The organism is Ruegeria sp. HKCCA4008, from assembly GCF_013033125.1.
Taxonomy (GTDB): Bacteria; Pseudomonadota; Alphaproteobacteria; order Rhodobacterales; family Rhodobacteraceae; genus Ruegeria.
In genome coordinates this window covers 253230-270663 of record NZ_WQDM01000003.1, presented here as the reverse complement: position 1 = coordinate 270663, position 17434 = coordinate 253230, and the positions used below count along the sequence as shown (strand labels likewise).

The following is a 17434-nucleotide window of genomic DNA, read 5'->3' as shown; positions in this document are numbered from 1 at the left end:
GCTTCCCTCAATTCGCCTCGGCAGCGCGCTGGCCGGCAAGAGCCACAAGCCCACGATCTCCGGTTTCCCAAAGTGCCGTCATTGTCATCGCAGTAACGACCCAACGGTCGTCTGATGTCTCCAAGATATAGTCATAGCGACCACCCAGCACCCACAAGTCTTTATCAAGGCGATGGGTTGCTGTGAAATCAGCCTGTGCCATGGCGGATGTATCGGACAGAGAGGTGATCGTGTGATTGGTCACCATATGATGCGTCGCGTCGAAACCGGGCAGAAAGGCGGACCATCCCGCCACAAGCTCATCAGCGGGTTGTGTAACCGGGTCTCCGCCCCAGAGGCTGGTGTAATCCGTCGTGACGGTATCGGCAAACGCGTCGCGCACGCGGGCCCAGTCGTGGCGGTCTGCGCCTGCCGCGATATCGGTGATTGCGGTCGAGATGCCTGCCTGTGGTTCGGCGAAAGCTGCGGTTCCGATCATGGAGACGGCAGCAAGAGTCGATTTGAGTTTTCTACGCATGGGGATGCTCCGAATAGATGAGGGTGGACGCCGAACGACTGCTCGGTGTCCAGACAGGGCTTAGTTGCTCGAACCGGCGCGGAAGTGGTCAGCGACGGTATCGGCCGCCCGGGTGACATCCTCGGGGTTGTCGTAGAAATCGAACTGCGTGACATCCTCCAGCCATTGCGCGGTCGCATCGCCTGCGAAACCGGCAAGAAAAGTCTGTACGCCTTGTGGGATCGCCGCGCTTTCCGAGTGCACAATGGCCAGTGGCTTATCCAAACGCTGCGGATTGTCGGCTGGGTGATAGGTCAACCAGCCTTCCCAGCCCGCATTGTTCCACTTGTCGTCATACTCCGGGATCGCGCCACGGTCGGCCTCATAGTAGTACCCGCCGATTGGCATCAGAACGCCCTCGGCACCTTCGGGGCCTGCTGCAGGAATGATCTGACCCCCTGCGGCCTCGGCGGCGTGGGATACCTCGATCAGCCCGGCGACACCGTCTGCGCCGCCATAGACCGCCTCGACGATCTCTTCATTCTGCAACCATGGTGCAACCAAGCCCAGCCGCTGAACCAGCGGGTTGCCGGAGACCGCATCGACCATGTAGCCAGCCGAGGCGCAGATCCCCAGACCGTTGATGTGATCGGCGTCCACTTCGGGAAGGGTCGCGACGAATGCGATGGCAGCTTTGATGTCCGATGTCTTGGCCTCGGGGCTTTCGATGAAGCGCACGTTGTTCGGCAGATCGCCCGATTTGCCCCAACCGCGGAAATCAAAGGTGAAGGCAGCAAAGCCGCGCTCGGCCATCTCGCGGGCATAGTTGGCGGGCATCTGTTCCTGAACCGAGGTCCAGGCCCCGGTCACGACGACCGTCGGCAGCGGTTCAGATCCGCGCTCTTCCGGCAGGTACAGCGTGCCGGACAGGGTGGCGCCTTCGTTCTCGAATGTGACGGTGCGGGTTTCAACCTGCGCGACGGCGGCCGTCGACGCCATAAGTGCTGCGGCGGTGTTCAAAGCGAGGGTGTTCATAGCGATATCTCCCAAAGTCTTTCTGGATGGGCATAAGCCCGATGACACCTGAGATACGCTGTCGACGGCAGGCATACTTGTACCGGACTGCCGCGTTTTTGAAAGATTCTGCTTCAGACAGCATTTGCCGCACGAAATGCGCGGGGGGTCTGCCCTACTACCTGTTTGAAACTGCGCGTGAAATGCGCCTGATCTGAGAACCCACAGGCCATGGCGATATCCCCCAGAGGGCGCGCCGGGTCTTCCATCATCTTCATCGCCTGCTCGACCCGGTAGGCCATGACATATTGCATGGGAGTCGAGCCCAGCGTCTCCTTGAAAACCCGCGCGAAATGCGAGGGGCTCATGCCCGCCTCGGACGCCATCTGATCGACGGTGATCGTCTGATCCAAACGGTCCTGAACGTAGGCCAGCACCCGTTGATAGTGCTGAGAGGTAAAGCGCGCGGACAGCTCGACCTCTTCAGCGCGGCGTTTGCCGTATTTCCGCAGCAGCTTGACCAGAAATACCCGGCTCATGGCTTCGAACATTACCGCAGATGACATATCGTCGGCTTCAAGCGCGTCGCGCAAAATGACGCCTGCAGCACATAGGTCAGGGTCGTAAAACTGCGGCTGGTCGTGAAACTGCTCCGGCGCCAACAGCATACCGAGTTCCGACTGCGCAAAGCGCTGAACCTTGTCTGGATGCAAGGTGATCACGATCACGTCGGACTGCCCGTACCATCGCCACCCCGACCGCATGCCTGCCGGGGTCACGATGACTTCATCTTTGCAAAAGGTGAAATCCCGTAGCGTGCCGTCCCGCCAGTTCTGAACACGATGCCCATTTTCCTGAAGGTTCAGAAGGACATGATGTTCTGCAAAAACTTCCTCGGGCATCCGATCAGGTTCGGCCCGAAAATACCGCACTGACATCAAACCAGCCGCCGAAGGGCGCTGCATCGCATCGCTGTTCAAAAGCGGTTCTGACGGATAGATATCAGCGTATCTCAAAGGCAATGAATGTCTCCGGCTGGCAACATAGATAGATTTGCAGGTATCCGCATCGTGGACAACATTCGATAAGTTGGGCCAACTGGTACAGGATCAAACACCTTGCTGGCGTAATATGTGGTCGTTGAACAGCCTACGCGACATCATTGATCTGCACTGACGGGGGACATACATAAAAAAACGGGTGTGAGACTCTAGTGGTCGTCAGGAACGGCTTTATGTCGGAAAGCAGAACACAGGCGTCTCAGAAGAGCGCTTGCTTTGTTCCGCCAGGCAGTCTCTCGTACGCGCTCCATCGAACGGCCACAACTCAACCATAGATCGCTTGACCCAACATCGGTCTTATCGACGTGGGCGGTTTGTTATGACGCGGAAATTTAGCCGATGGTTGCGAGGCCAGCCGTTCAGAACATAGTCCGGCAACAACCGCAATGCGCAACGAAGCACCAGTTCGCTGCAACCGCAAAGAGTACCCTTTGATATTGAAGAGTTTCGGGCTTCTAAATGCTGGAAACGACTTACAGGGCTATGGGAAGCTCAAGTGTAACGCTCGCTCCTTTTTCCACTTGGTTGATTTCAACCACTCCTCCATGGCGTTTTGCCACCGCTGAGACAATTGACAATCCAAGGCCGCTGCCTTCCGAGTACTCTAGCTGTGAAAACCGACTAAATGCTGCTTCGCTTTGGGCGGGTGAAAGACCAGTTCCGTCATCGGCCACAGTAAGTTTGACATTTCCTCCGTCACAGAGCAGCACAATTGATATTCGGCTCAACTTAGCGCCACCATGTTTAACTGCATTGTCCAGCAGGTTTTTGATGGCTTCGGTCAAAAATACCCGATCCCCTGTTACCATGATTGCAGACCCAGGCATCGTGACCTCAAAATCGATCCCATTTGCCAGAATTTGTACGCCCATCTCTGCACAAGCTTCTTCAACGACCAAGCGGAAATCAATCTTTTCCATCTGATCCTGATGCGTAGGTTGCCGCAGCCGTTCCAGTGATAACAGCTGTTCCGCCACAGTGGCCGAGTTCTTTGCTGCTGCCACAAGCTCGACAATGCGTTCGTCCCTGTCTTCATCCGTTTTTGCATCTCGCAGCGCCTCGGCCATGGACTGGACTGCGGCTGCTGGATTTCGCAGTTGATGTGCGGCTTCTGAGATAAACACTTGATGGGCGTTTATACTGTCTTCGACCTGCCCAAACAGCCGGTTCAGGGTCTGAACAATGCCATGGACTTCGGTCGGGACCGGGCGTTTTATCTTGCTGAGGTCGTCGGGCGAACGCAGGTCAATGGCGTCCTGCAAGTCTAGCAACGGTCGCAGGCCGCGCGCTACGCCGAACCAGACGACAAAGCCAAGGGTGGCCATTAGGATGCCCATCAGTATAGCTGCTCGGATCGACAATTCATTGGCAAACGCGTTGCGATCCGCGATGCGTTGCCATGCGGTGACCGTCGCATCTCCTACCAGGTTATCCAGAGTGACCCGTTCGGTCATTTTCAATACGCGCACCGGCTCGTTACGATAGACAGCTTCGAAAAACTGGGGTTGGTAAACGTCCTGTTCTGTCGGGTTTGCCGAGGCAGGTGGATATGCGTAACCGGTCACGTAGATACCGCCGGGTCCGGTCACGTGGTAAAAAATCTCTCCCCCCGATGCATCGCGGATTAAGCTGCGGGTGGAGGGCGATAAAGCATCGCCGTCTGACACCGCCACATCGCGCGAGATCGCCAGACCAGCAGATAACAGGCTGTCGTCAAAAAGCTCTTGCGCCGTTTCCCGGGCAACCGTGTAGCGCCAATATCCAAGCAGGATCGCGAGCAACACCAAGGGCGTCAGGATCAGAATGAACAGCCTAAGCCGGAGCGAACCATGCCTGATCACTTCTGCACCTCAAGCAGATACCCAAGACCGCGGGCGGTTTTGATCCTAATGCCAAGGTTCTGAAGGCGTTTGCGCAATCGCGATACATGAGGTTCAACGGCAGAGTCTTCGACATCCGCACCCACGCCATAGACATAGTCAGTCAGCTGGCCCTTGGGGACAATTCTGCCGCGCCGTTCCAGCAGGCATTCAAGCACAGCCATTTCTCGGCGTGGCACGTCAAGCACCTGTCCCTTTACGCTGACCTGCCGCGCGGTGCGGTCAAATTCCAGTTCTCCGATGGTCTCTTGCGAGCCGTAATCCAGTTGCTTGCGACGAGACAGGGCGCGGATGCGCGCCTCGAGCTCGTCCATCTCGAAAGGTTTGACCAAGTAGTCGTCAGCGCCCATATCCAGACCAGACACTCGGTCACTGGTCTCGGTGCGCGCGGTCAGCAGAATAACCGGGGCGCTGTCACCCCGGTTGCGCAACGACCGCAAGATTTCAAGCCCTGACCGACCCGGAAGGTTGATGTCCAGAACGATCAGGTCCGCGCCTTCCTGCTCTAGATACAGATCGGCTGCATCGCCGTCTGTCAGTACATCAGCAGCATGGCCCCGATCCCGCAGGCGATAGGCAATGGCGTTGGCGAGGGTCTCATTATCCTCGACGATGACGATCCGCATTCGGGCTCCTGCAAGTTTCGCGCAAGGTTGGCGCTCCATGATTGCCAGATGGGAGGGGGAATCAACCCCACAGTTCTATTTGCGATCACGGTGGCGCGGAGGGCGCCGACGTGGTTGTCTGGTCAACAGGGAGGAACCAATGGCCATTTCCAACTTCACCCGTCGCGCCGTCGTGGGGCTGATCGCCGCCGCCTGTATCGCAACACCCGCCGCAGCCGAGGTCGATTTCTCGGGCAAGACCATCGAATGGGTCATCCCGTTTTCGGAAACCGGCGGGTCTGCCAAATGGGCCAACTTCTTTGCGCCGCTTCTGTCCGAGGCGCTGCCGGGTCAACCGACCGTGGTGGTGAAATTTATGCCGGGCGCGGGTTCGACTAAGGGTGCGAACTGGTTTCAGGAGCAAAGCCATGATGACGGTACGCTGCTGTTCGGTACCTCGGGTTCAACTCAATTCCCGTATCTGCTGAACGATCCGCGCGTGCGTTATGAATATAACGACTGGATTCCGGTCATGGCATCGGGAACCGGTGGCGTCGCCTATCTGAACGCAGAAGATGGTGCCAAGTTTGATGGATCGGCAAATGCACTGAAAGACACCAATTTCATCTATGGCTCTCAAGGCGCAACCCGTCTGGACCTTGTGCCGTTGCTTGCATGGCAGATGCTAGGCATGAACGTTGAGCCTGTCTTTGGCATCAAAGGCCGTGGAGACGGACGCCTGATGTTCGAACGTGGAGAGGCCAACATCGATTATCAAACCTCCTCGGGCTATCTGGGCGGTTCGGCGCCGCTGGTCGAGGCTGGTCAGGCCGTGCCGATGATGACATGGGGTGCCTTGGATGCAGACGGCAACATCGTGCGCGATCCGACTTTCCCGGATATCCCGACTTTCAAAGAGGTCTGCGAGGCCACCGATGGCTGTGAAACCAGCGGTGAAGCATGGGACGCATGGAAAGCCTTCTTCGTGGCGGGCTTCCCAGTTCAGAAACTGGCCTTCCTGCCCGGTGACACGCCACCAGAGGTCGTCGATGCCTACACCGCGGCGTTCCAAGCTGTAACAGAGCGTGGTGACTTTGCAGACATTTCGTCCAAACGCGTAGGCAAGTATCCGGTGTTCGTCGGCGACGGCTCAAAAGCTGCGCTGCAAACCGCGACCAATGTGGATGACAATGCCAAGCAATATGTCCTGAACTGGCTGAAGGAAGCCTATGGTGTCGAGCTGAACTAAGCCGACACGTCGTCGCGCGCCCACCGAAGGGCGCGCGCTTTTCTACATACAAGACAATTTATGAAAGGCGGCCGCTATGGAGGTTTTCGCCACCGCTCTACCTGCGCTTGGTGATGCGTGGGGTCTGATCCTGCAACCCATCGTTCTGGGCTATCTCGTGCTCGGCGTCGTTATGGGGCTGGCCGTGGGTGTTTTCCCGGGGCTTGGAGGCATTGCCGGCCTGTCGCTCTTGCTCCCTTTCATGTTCGGCATGGACCCGATCCTGGGTCTGGCCCTGATGATCGGGATGGTGGCGGTGGTTCCGACCTCTGACACTTTCGCATCGGTCCTTATGGGCATCCCCGGCAGTTCGGCATCGCAGGCCACAGTGCTGGATGGCTTCCCCATGGCCAAAAAGGGCGAGGCCGCGCGTGCGCTGTCGGCGGCCTTTTCCTCGTCCCTGTTCGGAGGGCTGGTCGGCGCGACCTTTCTGACCATGTTCATTCTGATCGCGCGCCCAATCGTTCTGGCCTTTGGACTGCCCGAGATGTTGATGATCACTATTCTCGGCCTGTCGATGGTCGCCATTTTGGCAGGACGTATCCCACTGAAAGGCGTCGCCGCCGCTGGATTAGGCCTGATGGTCGGCACAATTGGCGAGGCCGATGCCGGTGGATCGCTTCGGATGGCGACCTATGACATTCCCTATCTTACCGATGGCTTGAAACTTGTCATTGTCGGTTTGGGTATTTTTGCGGTGCCCGAAATCGTCTCGCTGCTGCGGCAGGATCGGTCGATTGCGAAAGGCGCCTCGATAGGTGCTGGATGGCTGGACGGCGTCAAAGACTGGTTTGCGAATATCTGGCTGTCGGTCCGCTGTTCGATCATCGGGGTCGTCGTCGGCGTCATTCCGGGCCTCGGCGGTTCGGTCGTTGACTGGATCGCTTATGGTCATTCGGTTCAAACCACCAAGGACAAAAGTAATTTCGGCAAAGGCGAAGTGCGCGGGGTCATCGGCCCGGAAAGCTCGAACAACGCTAAGGAAGGCGGCGGTCTGGTGCCGACGCTTCTGTTCGGAATTCCAGGCTCGGGCTCGATGGCAATCTTCATTGGTGCGGTTGCGTTGCTGGGGTCGGGGGATATCGAAGTCGGTCCGAGCATGCTTCAGGACAATCTCGACATCACCTATTCGATCGTCTGGCTGCTGGCGCTGGCCAACGTGGTGGGCACCATCCTGTGCATCGCGGCCTCGGGCGGGATCGCCAAGCTGACCACGATCCGCTTTACCTATCTGGCGCCGTTCCTGTTCATGTTGATCAGCTTTGCAGCCTTCCAATCCGGTCAGAACTTCGAAGACCTGCTGGCCTTGTTTGTGATTGGTTTGATCGGCATCTTCCTGCGACGGTTCGACTGGTCGCGCCCGGCTTTCCTGATCGGCTTTGTTCTGTCGAACCCGGTTGAAAAGTTCACCAATCAGGCCTTCCAGATTGCATCGTTCCGTTTCCGAAAGAGCTTTGGCGAAGGGATGGAATATGTCTTCAGCCCCATCGTCATTGTCTTGATCGTCGTCACGGTTGCCTCGGTTATTCTGGGCATCCGGCAAGCCAAGATGATCATGGCCGAGGGTGAGGTCCAGGCAGGTACAAAGCGTGCGCCATTGGTCTTTCTACTGGTGATCATGGCCTATCTGATCGTGGCTTTGGTCAATGCTAACATGATCCCTGACTACAACATGACCGACAAAATCATCCCCCTGGTGATCGGCTGCATCTCTTTGTTCTGCTGCGTGATCCTGCTGATCCAGATGATGCGGCGGCCCGAGGGCGACGCGATCTTTGCAGACAAGGAAATTGCGGGTGAGGACGCCAGTGCCCCCCATGGTTTGTGGTCCACGCTGGCGTGGTTCGCCGGTCTCATCGCGGCGACATGGGTGGTGGGGTTCATCCTTGCATTGCTGGGTTTCCTGATCGCGTTTTTCCGTATTCGGGCGGGGGCCAGCTGGCAGATGGCGCTGATCCTGACCGCCTGCGGTATTGGCTTCATGTGCCTGATGGCGGGTGCTCTGAACCGCGATTTCCCACCTGGACTGTTGCAGGACATGGTCAGCTTGCCCTGGCCATTGAAATGAGCAGCCCGATGACATCGCTCGGCCTGTGTACCGGGCCGGGCAGAAGAAACACCACTCAGTCTTGGCCAGGGGGGACCCGATGACCCAAACAGCAATCCCATATGTATTCATGCGGGGCGGAACCTCTCGGGGCCCGTATTTCCGCCGCTCGGATCTGCCCGAGGATCTGGACACTTCGGCCAAAGTGCTGATCGCTGCCCTCGGGGCCGGGCAGTCGCTGAACATTGATGGTATCGGCGGTGGCGCGGCGGTCACGACCAAGGTCGCGATGCTGTCGGTCAGCGAGGATGACTGGGCCGATATCGACTATTTCTTCGCGCAGGTTGCGGTCGAGGATAAGTTGGTCGACTTCAAACCAACTTGCGGCAACATCCTGTCAGGTGTCGCCCCCGCTGCAATCGAAATGGGGTTGTTTGAGCCCCAAGGCGATGAAACCGAAATCCGTATCCGGGCGGTCAACACCGGGGCCCGTGTAGTGGCCCGGATTCAGACACCCGGGGGAAGGCTGACCTATGAGGGTGATACAGGTATTGCCGGGGTGCCCGGCCAGTCTGCACCGGTGCAGCTGAGTTTCATGGGGGTGGTTGGGTCAGCAACCGGTGCTTTCCTGCCCACCGGCAACCTGCGTGACACAGTACAGGGGATCGAACTGACTTGCATGGACGTCGCCATGCCAATGGCCATTGCCTGCGCCGCCGATTTCGGACTGACGGGTTATGAAAGCGCCGAGGATCTCGACGCCAACCGCGCCTTTTTTGACCGGATGGAAGCCGTTCGGATCGAAGCCGGGGAACGGATGGGGATGGGAGATGTGTCCAAATCCGTGACCCCCAAATTCGGCCTTGTAGCTCCTGCCAAAGCGGGCGGAACGCTTGCGGTGCGGTATTTTATGCCGTGGAAGACCCACCCGACCATGGCGGTTACCGGTGCGCAGTGCATGGCGTCCTGCGCTTTGACGCCCGGCACGGTCGCGGACGGTTTGCTGGATCGCCCGACGACAAGCCCGGCTGAAGTCATATTGGAACATGCCTCGGGCACGATCGACGTATTGGTGGATTTCACCACTGAGAATGGGTTCACTGTAAACGCAGCAGGCTTGGTTCGTACCGCGCGCAAGTTGGCAGACGGCCATGTGTACGTTCCACAATCCGTGTGGAAAGGGAGTTGATTGGGCATTTCTAAATTGGTATACCTTTGTATACAAACGAGAGAGGTTACGATGGACGACTACTCGGAATGCCTCGATATCGCGCGTCAGGAGCTCCGGTTGGCGCAAGCTGCCTTGCGGCGGGATATGGCCGAATACCCCACGCCAATCGCGGGATGCGACGAGCAATTTAATCATCTGTTGGACCAAAGCGAACGCGTCCGAAACGCGCTGGCAGCACTTGACGTGCAGCATTTTGTGCCGACACCCAGAAAACTGACCACCGGGCAGAGTATAGAAAGCCGATGAAAGTACACATTCTGGACGATTGGTTCGACACACTGCGTGGGCTGCCATGTTTTGAGAGACTCAACGCTCATGAAGTGACGGTGTGGACGGATCATGTCGAGGATCTTGACATCTTGGCCAAGCGTTTGCAGGAGGCTCAAGTGCTGGTGCTGTTCCGAGAGCGGACCAAAGTCACTCGCGCCTTGCTGGAAAAGCTGCCGAATTTACAGCTGATCAGCCAGCGCAGCGTCTATCCCCATGTTGATGTGCCGGCCTGTACAGATCAGGGTGTTTTACTGTGTTCGAATATGCATAGCGGCACGCCGTCTTATGCTGCGGCGGAACTCACTTGGGCGCTGATCATGGCTGGGATGCGGGATTTGCCCGCTCAGATGGCCTCGGTCAAGGCAGGGCACTGGCAGGCAGGGGTAGGCAAGACGCTACGCGGTCGTCAATTGGGGCTCTATGGTTACGGCCGTATCGCGCGTGCGGTTGCGGGTTATGCCGAGGCGTTCGGAATGAATGTCGTTTGGTGGTCGTCCGATGAAGGTCGGTCGCGTGCGCAAGCGGATGGCGCTAGGGTCGCGCCGAGCCGCGAGGCGTTTTTTGCCGATAGTGATGTTGTTTCGATCCATGTGCGCCTGAAACCGGACACGCGTGCGATCATTACCGCATCGGATTTTGCGCAGATGCAGCCCGGGGCGATCTTCGTGAACACTTCACGGGCCGGGCTGATTGCTCCGGGCGCTTTGCTTGAAGCGCTCAACGCCGGTCGCCCCGGCAAAGCCGCGATTGATGTATTCGATTCCGAGCCACTGACTGACGCGACCGATCCTTTGCTGGCACATCCCAACCTGCTCGCGACGCCGCATATTGGTTTTGTGACCGAGGATGAGTTCGACCTGCAATTTGCCGATATCTTCGATCAGGTAAATGCTTACGCAGACGGCGCGCCGATCCACATGATCAACCCCGAGGTTTGGACCACCGTAGAATAAGATTGGCGGCGATGGGCGCACCGATGATCACCAGCACAATCCTTGTCAGATGGTGAGTGATCACAAAGCCCAGGTCCGCGCCTGAAACGATGGCCAGAACTGTCATCTCGGCCTGCCCGCCGGGCGCGAAGGCCAGAAACGCCTCGACCGGCTTGCCAAGCCCTAACGTGGTGACAACAGCAGTGAAGGCCGCCGCCAACACGGCCAGGACAACCACATAGGCGCAACCCGCTGCCACGACCTTGCGCATTTCCACCCAGGTGACACCGACAAACTTCACTCCGATTCCGCAACCGATGAAGAATTGCGCGGCCAGGATGGCCTCGCGCGGGGGGCGGGTATGGATGAAGTCCCCAAGTGACAAAGCAGCTGTCAGGATCATCGGTCCCAGGATCGACGCGCCGAAGAGACCGATGCGCTCGCCGCCCTTCCAGCCGATAAAGGCGGCCAACACCATCAGGGCCAGTTCGTGAACCGGCAGGGCGTGTGCGGGTTCACCGATTGGGTTGGTCAATTCAGCGCCATAGAAAACAGTCAGAAATAGCGGGGCCAACGTCACTATGATCAGCACGCGTGTGCCGTGGATCAGCGACAACGTGCGCGGATTGGCACCCGCCTCGGATCCGAAGATGATCATGTCCTGCAACCCGCCCGGCATGGCAGCATAAAAAGCGGTTGTAGTATCGAAGCCCCAAACCTTGCGGAAGAATGGCACTCCGACCAGTGCGATCAGCAGGATAAAGAACGGAACCAGCGCAATCGACGCGGCCATTTTCGGCAATTCGGCAAACAGGGCCGGAGTGATCGATGCTCCCACGGCAACGCCCAGGATAGTGCGTGCCGCCACCGAGACCTGCCCGAATCCCTCCATCGGCGCATGCGCCAGGGCTGCAATCAGACAGGCGCTCATTGGGCCGAACAGGAAGGGCAGGGGCAAATTCATTAACCAGAATGCTCCGGTGCCCAACACTGCAAGCGCGAAGGTCACTGCACGTTTTTTCGCTGAGGAGGGTGCGTTGATCTGGGTGGACAAAATGTAGATTCCGGTGCGGTTGACTTAGTGTGTATCCAAATGTATGCAAATGGACGCAATAACACAAGTGAGCGCGTGATGACCCTGCAGGACGACCCGTTACAGCCAGGCCCGCAAGGCAATTCCGCCTATCAGCGCCTGCTGGATGAGATTCGCGAAGGTAGCCTGCCGCCCGGCGAACGCCTGCGCGAGATAGAGTTGTCCGAGAGGTTGGGAGTTAGCCGCACGCCTGTGCGCGAAGCGATCCGACAGCTGGAAGCGGATGGCTTGGTAACACATATCCCCCGTCAAGGCGCGACGGTACGCAGCCTGGATTACGCCGAAGTGATGGAGCTCTATGAGATGCGCGCTGTGCTCGAGGGCACTGCGGCCCGTTTGGCGGCAAGGGCGGCGTCCGATGTCGAACTGGATGAGCTGGATGTGCTGAATGACCGGCTGGCCGAGGCAGGCACCGGTCCGGAGGCCGCGCGGATCAATCGGATTTTCCATGCGACGCTTCTGGATGCGGCCAAGAATCGGTTTCTGGCTAAATCCATGTTGTCTTTACAAAAGGCGTTGCTGATCCTGGGCCCGTCGCAATTGCTGGACGGCGACCGAGCCGAGGCCGCAGTAGCCGAACACCGCCTTATCATGGCCGCCTTGAAAGCCCGGGATGGCGCGGCGGCTGAAAATGAGATGCGCGCTCATATCCACGCAGCACAACGCATGCGCATTCGCGCCTTGCAGGAGCGCGACCGAACAACGGACCAAACTCAATAGGCGGAAACCACATGGCCACCCAAAAGGAAGCCTACGATATCGCTGTGATTGGCGGAGGTAACGCCGCCTTGTGCGCTGCGATGACCGCCGCTGAAGCAGGCGCGCGCGTTCTTATCCTCGAAGCGGCGCCAAAACCCTATCGTGGCGGAAACTCGCGCCACACGCGAAACTTTCGCTGTATGCATTCCAGCCCGTTGGGCCCGCTGGTCGAAGAATACAGCGAAGACGAATACCTGTCAGATCTGCTCAAGGTTACCGGGGGCAAAACCGACAAAGATCTGGCGCGCCTCGCAATTCGCACGTCTGAGGAATGTCTTCCCTGGATGGAGGAGCACGGAGTTCGGTTCCAGCCCTCTTTGTCGGGGACGCTATCGCTGGCGCGGACGAATGCGTTCTTTATGGGCGGCGGTAAATCGCTGGTAAATGCCTATTACCGGACAGCAGCGAAGCTGGGCGTCGAAGTCCTGTACGAAGCCGCCGTCACGCATCTCGAATTGAACGGAGACCGGATTGAGTGGGTAGACTTCACCTGCGAAGGCCAATCCCATCGCATAACACCCAAAGCAGTCATCGTCGCTTCCGGCGGTTTTCAGGCTGACACCGATTGGCTGACGCGTGCGTGGGGACCTGCGGCACGCAACTTCCTGATCCGGGGCACGCCCTATAACCGGGGTGTCGTGCTGGCCGATCTTCTGGATCAAGGCGTTGAGAGCGTTGGAGACCCGACCCAATGCCACGCCGTTGCCGTCGACGGGCGTGCTCCGAAATTCGATGGCGGAATCGTCACCCGTCTGGACTGCGTTCCATTCTCAATTGTTGTCAACAAAGATGCCGAGCGGTTCTATGACGAGGGCGAGGACGTCTGGCCAAAGCGTTACGCGATCTGGGGTCGCCTGGTCGCAGCCCAGCCGGATCAGGTGGGCTATGTGATCATTGATGCCAAATCGCTGAACCTGTTCATGCCGTCGGTTTTTCCGCCGTTAAAGGCGGACACGCTCGAGGAACTGGCCAAAGCGATGGGTCTGCCCGCCGATAAACTGACCACGACCGTCGCAGAATTCAATGCCGCCTGCGGTGACATAAGTGGCTTTCATCCAACAGAATTGGACGGAGTTTCAACTACCGGCCTGACGCCACCCAAAACCAATTGGGCGCGCCCGATCACCGAACCTCCTTACTATGGCTACTCGCTGCGCACCGGTGTGACCTTCACATATCTGGGGCTCAAGGTGGATGAATCTGCGCAATGTTCATTGTCAAACGGCAAAATCCAGAACCTCTGGGCGGCAGGCGAAACCATGGCTGGGTCGATTTTGGGGCAGGGTTATCTGGCCGGGTTCGGCATGACCATCGGAACCGTCTTCGGACGCATTGCAGGACGAGAGGCCGCTTCTTATGCGAACTGAACTGATACAGGAAGCCCGCCGTCAGGCTGAGATCTGCAATGCCTGCCGGTATTGCGAAGGCTATTGCTCGGTCTTTCCGTCGCTTCACGCTGAACGCGCATTCTCGGACGGCGATATCACGCAATTGGCCAATCTCTGCCATAACTGCAGAGGATGTTACTATGCTTGCCAATATACGGCGCCGCATGAGTTCGACCTCAACCTGCCGAAGGCTCTGGCCGAGGTCCGGCGCGACAGTTGGGAAAGCTTCGCCTGGCCGCAACCAGTGGCGCGCTGCTTCCATAGCCATGGTGGAGCGATCGCCCTGGCTCTGGTCGTCGGCTTCGCGCTTATTTTTTGGGCCATTCGCGCGATCGGCTCGACCGGAGGCGAAGGCTTCTACTCTGTCCTCTCTCACAATGCGATGGTGTTGATTTTTGCTCCGGCATTCCTTCTGCCGTTGTTCAGCATTGGCATCAGCTTGCGGCGCTATTGGCACGCAGTTGGAGGCCAGCCGATCCAACCGGGCGACTTGAAAGCCGCGCTAAGTCGAACGGCCAAAATGCAGGACCTGGCTGCTGGCCACGGGGAGGGTTGCAATTTCGAGGACGAAGACCGTTTTAGCCAGGCCCGCCGCCACGTGCATCATGCGATCATGTACGGGTTTCTGCTGTGTTTTGCTTCGACTTCGGTGGCGACGATCATGCATTACGGGTTCGATCTGCACGCACCTTACGGGTTTTGGTCATTGCCGAAGCTGTTTGGAGTCACAGGGGGCGTTTTGCTCACTGTTGGCTGCTACATGATGGTCCGGCTGAAACAGAAGTCAGACCGCAATCTCGGCGATGTTTCAGCTTGGGGCGGAGAAATCGGATTTATATTACTGCTTGGGTTTGTAGCGTTGAGCGGGCTTGTTCTTTACGCTTTCGGTTTATCCGCAGTAATGCCTGCGCTGCTTGCCGTCCATCTGGGGTCGGTTCTCGCGTTCTTCCTTCTTACGCCTTACACAAAAATGGCGCACGGTTTCTATCGGGTTGCTGCCCTTGTCAGGGATGCGCAACGAAAAAGAGATGTGTCGGTGGTCCGCTAGCAGCCCGCATTTCCTGAGTGAGGCAAAGGAAAACGCATTTAAAATCGAAGGACGCTGTGTCGCGGGTGGCAGTCAACGTCCCAAAGGGTTCGCGTGAATATTTCTCAGCGGCACTGAAAGATACCGCCACGAAAGGTGCGGAATTGATGGAAAAGCTTGGAGTCGCGCGTGGTAAAATCTGTGCGCCAATCGAAAATAGAATGACGAAAAATCTATGGATTAGGTGCCTCTGAACGGCAGAGCCGATGACAGGTGTCGACAGATTGGCATCTTTGCTCTGAGCGTTAATTCCTTTCTGGAATCATTAACCCCCCCTTCTTCACTAAAAGGTCGACAATTGCGCCGACTCCTTTTTTGTGACGAAGGGACGTGAACAAAAAGGGCCGCCCTTTGCGCATTCTGGCTGCATCTCTATCCATGACCTCCAGTGAAGCGCCAACATGCGGCGCCAGATCGGTCTTGTTTATGACCAGGATGTCGGATTTCGTTATTGCCGGTCCGCCTTTTCGCGGGATTTCCTCTCCTGCTGCGACGTCGATCACATAGATTGTAAGGTCTGCGAGTTCTGGACTGAATGTAGCCGACAGGTTGTCGCCGCCACTTTCGATCAGAACGATGTCAAGATCGGGATGCCGGTTTCGCATTTCAGCAACCGCTGCAAGGTTTATCGATGCATCCTCACGGATAGCTGTATGTGGGCAACCCCCCGTTTCGACACCGATGATCCTGTCTCTTGGCAAGACCTGCAAGCGCATCAGCGCCTCGGCGTCTTCCTGAGTGTAAATATCATTGGTGATAACGCCCACTGAACAAACATCGCGCAGGGTTTCAGATAGGGCAGCCGTCAAGGTGGTCTTTCCGGCTCCAACCGGACCACCGATGCCGACGCGAAGAGGGCCGTTCATACTGCTCATGTTCGGAATATCCTTGAATACTGTGTTTCGTGTCTCATCGACGCGATGTCCGTCAGGAACGCAGTCGAACTCAATTCGTCCAAGCCTGCCATTTGCGCTTGTTCAGCGATATGAGCACATAGCGGTGTTAAATTACGGATCAGCTTTTGAGCGTCGGTTTGCCCCAGCGGTACAAGGCGCGTTGCGCACGCGACCAAGTTGCTTGCAAATGCTTGTAGATACAGCTTTGTCGTTAACAGTATGGGAAGGCTCTGCAGATGCGCGGCATAGCCCACCGACACTGGATAGGAAAGCAGTTGGATGTCTAAATCCCAGACATCTCCTGTGACGGTCCCGAATGCCTGCCCCAGCAATTCGGTTTCCATTTTTCTTTCCGATGATGCGCAGATCGCCCGTGCCTTGGTATCAACGCTGATAAGCTCATCACTATCCTGCGCGTCGTAAGCGGACACTACGAACAGAGCGTCATTCCATCCCGACCCATGTTCCAGCACATCAGAAATCCAGGCTTCGGCGTCTTGTGAACTGGCGACAGCCCCCTCGTCAATTGCGGCTTCCAGCCCATGAGAATATGCAAAGCCTCCCACAGGATATGCCGGAGACAACCACTGGGTCAGCGTCAGGATATCAGCTTCAGTGGGCGTGGCCATGTGTCCTGCCGTGGCCGTAGGCCCCGCCTTCAGGGGTGAACGGTTCGTGCACCTCACGTACTGTGGCCCCGATTTTCAACAGCATGTCTCGGATCACATGATCGACCTGGATCAACAGACGATCCTTTTCGATCTGGCAGGGCGTGTGGCGATTGCCGATATGCCATGCGATACGTGTCAGATCCGGAGCCGAGACTTCCAGCAAGGCTTCGGGCGCGGCTTGGATTTCAACCGCGCGCCCATCGTCCAGGATCAGCGCGCCACCGTGATCCAGTGAGGTTGTCTGAGCCAGGTCGACCAGAATCTGTTCGCCGCTTTCGCATGTTAAAACCTTTCGACGCAAAAACCGATCGTCATAGGTCAACGACAGGCAATCGGCAGTGTCGTCGTGCATGTGATCCGAGTAACGGCGGGCGGTGCAGAGCAGGGCGGTCATACCGTCGCCTCCTCTGGAGCAGAAATGGTCAGAGCCAGATCGAATCCGAAAACACCCGATGCACGATCCGTTCGCGTGATAGGCCGCGTTTTTTCAACTCTTCGTCGCTGAGCGATTGCAGGAATTCGACTTGCCGCACGCGCGATTGAGCTTCGGCCACACTGATCAGAGCCCCGTAAATTGATGATCCGATGGACGCGATCAGACCGGGCAGCGAAAAGCCTGCGTGTGATTGTGTTGCTGAGTGTGCCATTTGGACCCTCGTAAACGTTGGTCCTCCCTTGAGCATTAATATCTGTCATATCGGCCTCACGTTGAAGTG

At 57.5% G+C, this 17434-nt stretch carries 18 protein-coding genes; 8 read left to right on the top strand and 10 right to left on the bottom strand.

Annotated elements, in window-relative coordinates; all coding sequences use genetic code 11:
* Positions 1 to 7 precede the first annotated feature (7 nt).
* The 5 genes from GOW60_RS09325 to GOW60_RS09305 all read right to left on the bottom strand — a co-directional run bounded on the left by GOW60_RS09325 (position 8) and on the right by GOW60_RS09305 (position 5077).
* A complete protein-coding gene (locus tag GOW60_RS09325) occupies positions 8 to 517 on the bottom strand; it encodes a nuclear transport factor 2 family protein (RefSeq protein ID WP_171229070.1) in 510 nt (169 codons plus the stop codon).
* Positions 518 to 577: 60 nt separating this feature from the next.
* A complete protein-coding gene (locus tag GOW60_RS09320; RefSeq protein WP_171229069.1) occupies positions 578 to 1531 on the bottom strand; it encodes an alpha/beta hydrolase in 954 nt (317 codons plus the stop codon).
* Positions 1532 to 1644: 113 nt separating this feature from the next.
* Positions 1645 to 2532, bottom strand: a complete 888-nt coding sequence (locus GOW60_RS09315; RefSeq protein ID WP_171229068.1) for an AraC family transcriptional regulator — start codon at positions 2530 to 2532, stop codon at positions 1645 to 1647.
* 512 nt (positions 2533 to 3044) lie between these two features.
* Entirely contained in the window at positions 3045 to 4412 is a 1368-nt protein-coding gene (locus GOW60_RS09310) for a sensor histidine kinase (protein ID WP_371813340.1), read from the bottom strand.
* Positions 4409 to 5077 (bottom strand): response regulator transcription factor, encoded by a 669-nt coding sequence (locus tag GOW60_RS09305; RefSeq protein WP_171118947.1) that lies wholly within the window; start codon positions 5075 to 5077, stop codon positions 4409 to 4411. The genes GOW60_RS09310 and GOW60_RS09305 overlap by 4 nt, the downstream gene beginning before the upstream one ends.
* Before the next feature lie 139 nt (positions 5078 to 5216).
* On the opposite strand from GOW60_RS09305, the gene GOW60_RS09300 reads away from it, so the two are divergent.
* The 5 genes from GOW60_RS09300 (at position 5217) to GOW60_RS09280 (ending at position 10845) form a co-directional block, all read left to right on the top strand.
* Positions 5217 to 6305, top strand: a complete 1089-nt coding sequence (locus GOW60_RS09300; RefSeq protein WP_171229067.1) for a tricarboxylate transporter — start codon at positions 5217 to 5219, stop codon at positions 6303 to 6305.
* Positions 6306 to 6381: 76 nt separating this feature from the next.
* Positions 6382 to 8412 (top strand): tripartite tricarboxylate transporter permease, encoded by a 2031-nt coding sequence (locus tag GOW60_RS09295; RefSeq protein ID WP_171229066.1) that lies wholly within the window; start codon positions 6382 to 6384, stop codon positions 8410 to 8412.
* A gap of 79 nt (positions 8413 to 8491) precedes the next feature.
* Entirely contained in the window at positions 8492 to 9580 is a 1089-nt protein-coding gene (locus GOW60_RS09290; RefSeq protein WP_171229065.1) for a 4-oxalomesaconate tautomerase, read from the top strand.
* 51 nt (positions 9581 to 9631) lie between these two features.
* Positions 9632 to 9868, top strand: coding sequence for a hypothetical protein (locus GOW60_RS09285; protein ID WP_152459102.1), 237 nt, complete (start codon positions 9632 to 9634; stop codon positions 9866 to 9868).
* Entirely contained in the window at positions 9865 to 10845 is a 981-nt protein-coding gene (locus GOW60_RS09280; RefSeq protein WP_171229064.1) for a D-2-hydroxyacid dehydrogenase family protein, read from the top strand. The genes GOW60_RS09285 and GOW60_RS09280 overlap by 4 nt, the downstream gene beginning before the upstream one ends.
* On the opposite strand, the gene GOW60_RS09275 is transcribed toward GOW60_RS09280, so the two are convergent.
* On the bottom strand, positions 10814 to 11788 hold the full coding sequence (locus GOW60_RS09275) for an AbrB family transcriptional regulator (RefSeq protein WP_254443874.1): 975 nt from the start codon (positions 11786 to 11788) through the stop codon (positions 10814 to 10816). The two genes, GOW60_RS09280 and GOW60_RS09275, sit on opposite strands and share 32 nt — an antisense overlap.
* 168 nt (positions 11789 to 11956) lie before the next feature.
* Between GOW60_RS09275 and GOW60_RS09270 the strand changes: the two genes are divergently transcribed.
* The 3 genes from GOW60_RS09270 to tcuB are packed head-to-tail and all read left to right on the top strand — an operon-like array spanning position 11957 to position 15112.
* Positions 11957 to 12637 (top strand): GntR family transcriptional regulator, encoded by a 681-nt coding sequence (locus GOW60_RS09270; protein ID WP_152459099.1) that lies wholly within the window; start codon positions 11957 to 11959, stop codon positions 12635 to 12637.
* Between the two features lie 11 nt (positions 12638 to 12648).
* Positions 12649 to 14043 (top strand): FAD-dependent tricarballylate dehydrogenase TcuA, encoded by a 1395-nt coding sequence (gene tcuA, locus GOW60_RS09265; protein WP_171229063.1) that lies wholly within the window; start codon positions 12649 to 12651, stop codon positions 14041 to 14043.
* Entirely contained in the window at positions 14009 to 15112 is a 1104-nt protein-coding gene (tcuB, locus tag GOW60_RS09260) for a tricarballylate utilization 4Fe-4S protein TcuB (RefSeq protein ID WP_371813339.1), read from the top strand. The genes tcuA and tcuB overlap by 35 nt, the downstream gene beginning before the upstream one ends.
* A 284-nt stretch (positions 15113 to 15396) precedes the next feature.
* Here tcuB and ureG read toward each other — a convergent pair whose 3' ends face one another.
* The 4 genes from ureG to GOW60_RS09240 are packed head-to-tail and all read right to left on the bottom strand — an operon-like array spanning position 15397 to position 17365.
* On the bottom strand, positions 15397 to 16026 hold the full coding sequence (gene ureG, locus GOW60_RS09255; RefSeq protein ID WP_152459096.1) for an urease accessory protein UreG: 630 nt from the start codon (positions 16024 to 16026) through the stop codon (positions 15397 to 15399).
* On the bottom strand, positions 16023 to 16676 hold the full coding sequence (locus GOW60_RS09250) for an urease accessory protein UreF (RefSeq protein ID WP_171206792.1): 654 nt from the start codon (positions 16674 to 16676) through the stop codon (positions 16023 to 16025). The genes ureG and GOW60_RS09250 overlap by 4 nt, the downstream gene beginning before the upstream one ends.
* A complete protein-coding gene (gene ureE, locus GOW60_RS09245) occupies positions 16660 to 17112 on the bottom strand; it encodes an urease accessory protein UreE (RefSeq protein ID WP_171229062.1) in 453 nt (150 codons plus the stop codon). The genes GOW60_RS09250 and ureE overlap by 17 nt, the downstream gene beginning before the upstream one ends.
* A 28-nt stretch (positions 17113 to 17140) precedes the next feature.
* Complete coding sequence (locus tag GOW60_RS09240; protein ID WP_171118922.1) at positions 17141 to 17365, bottom strand: DUF1127 domain-containing protein; 225 nt, start codon at positions 17363 to 17365, stop codon at positions 17141 to 17143.
* Positions 17366 to 17434 lie beyond the last annotated feature (69 nt).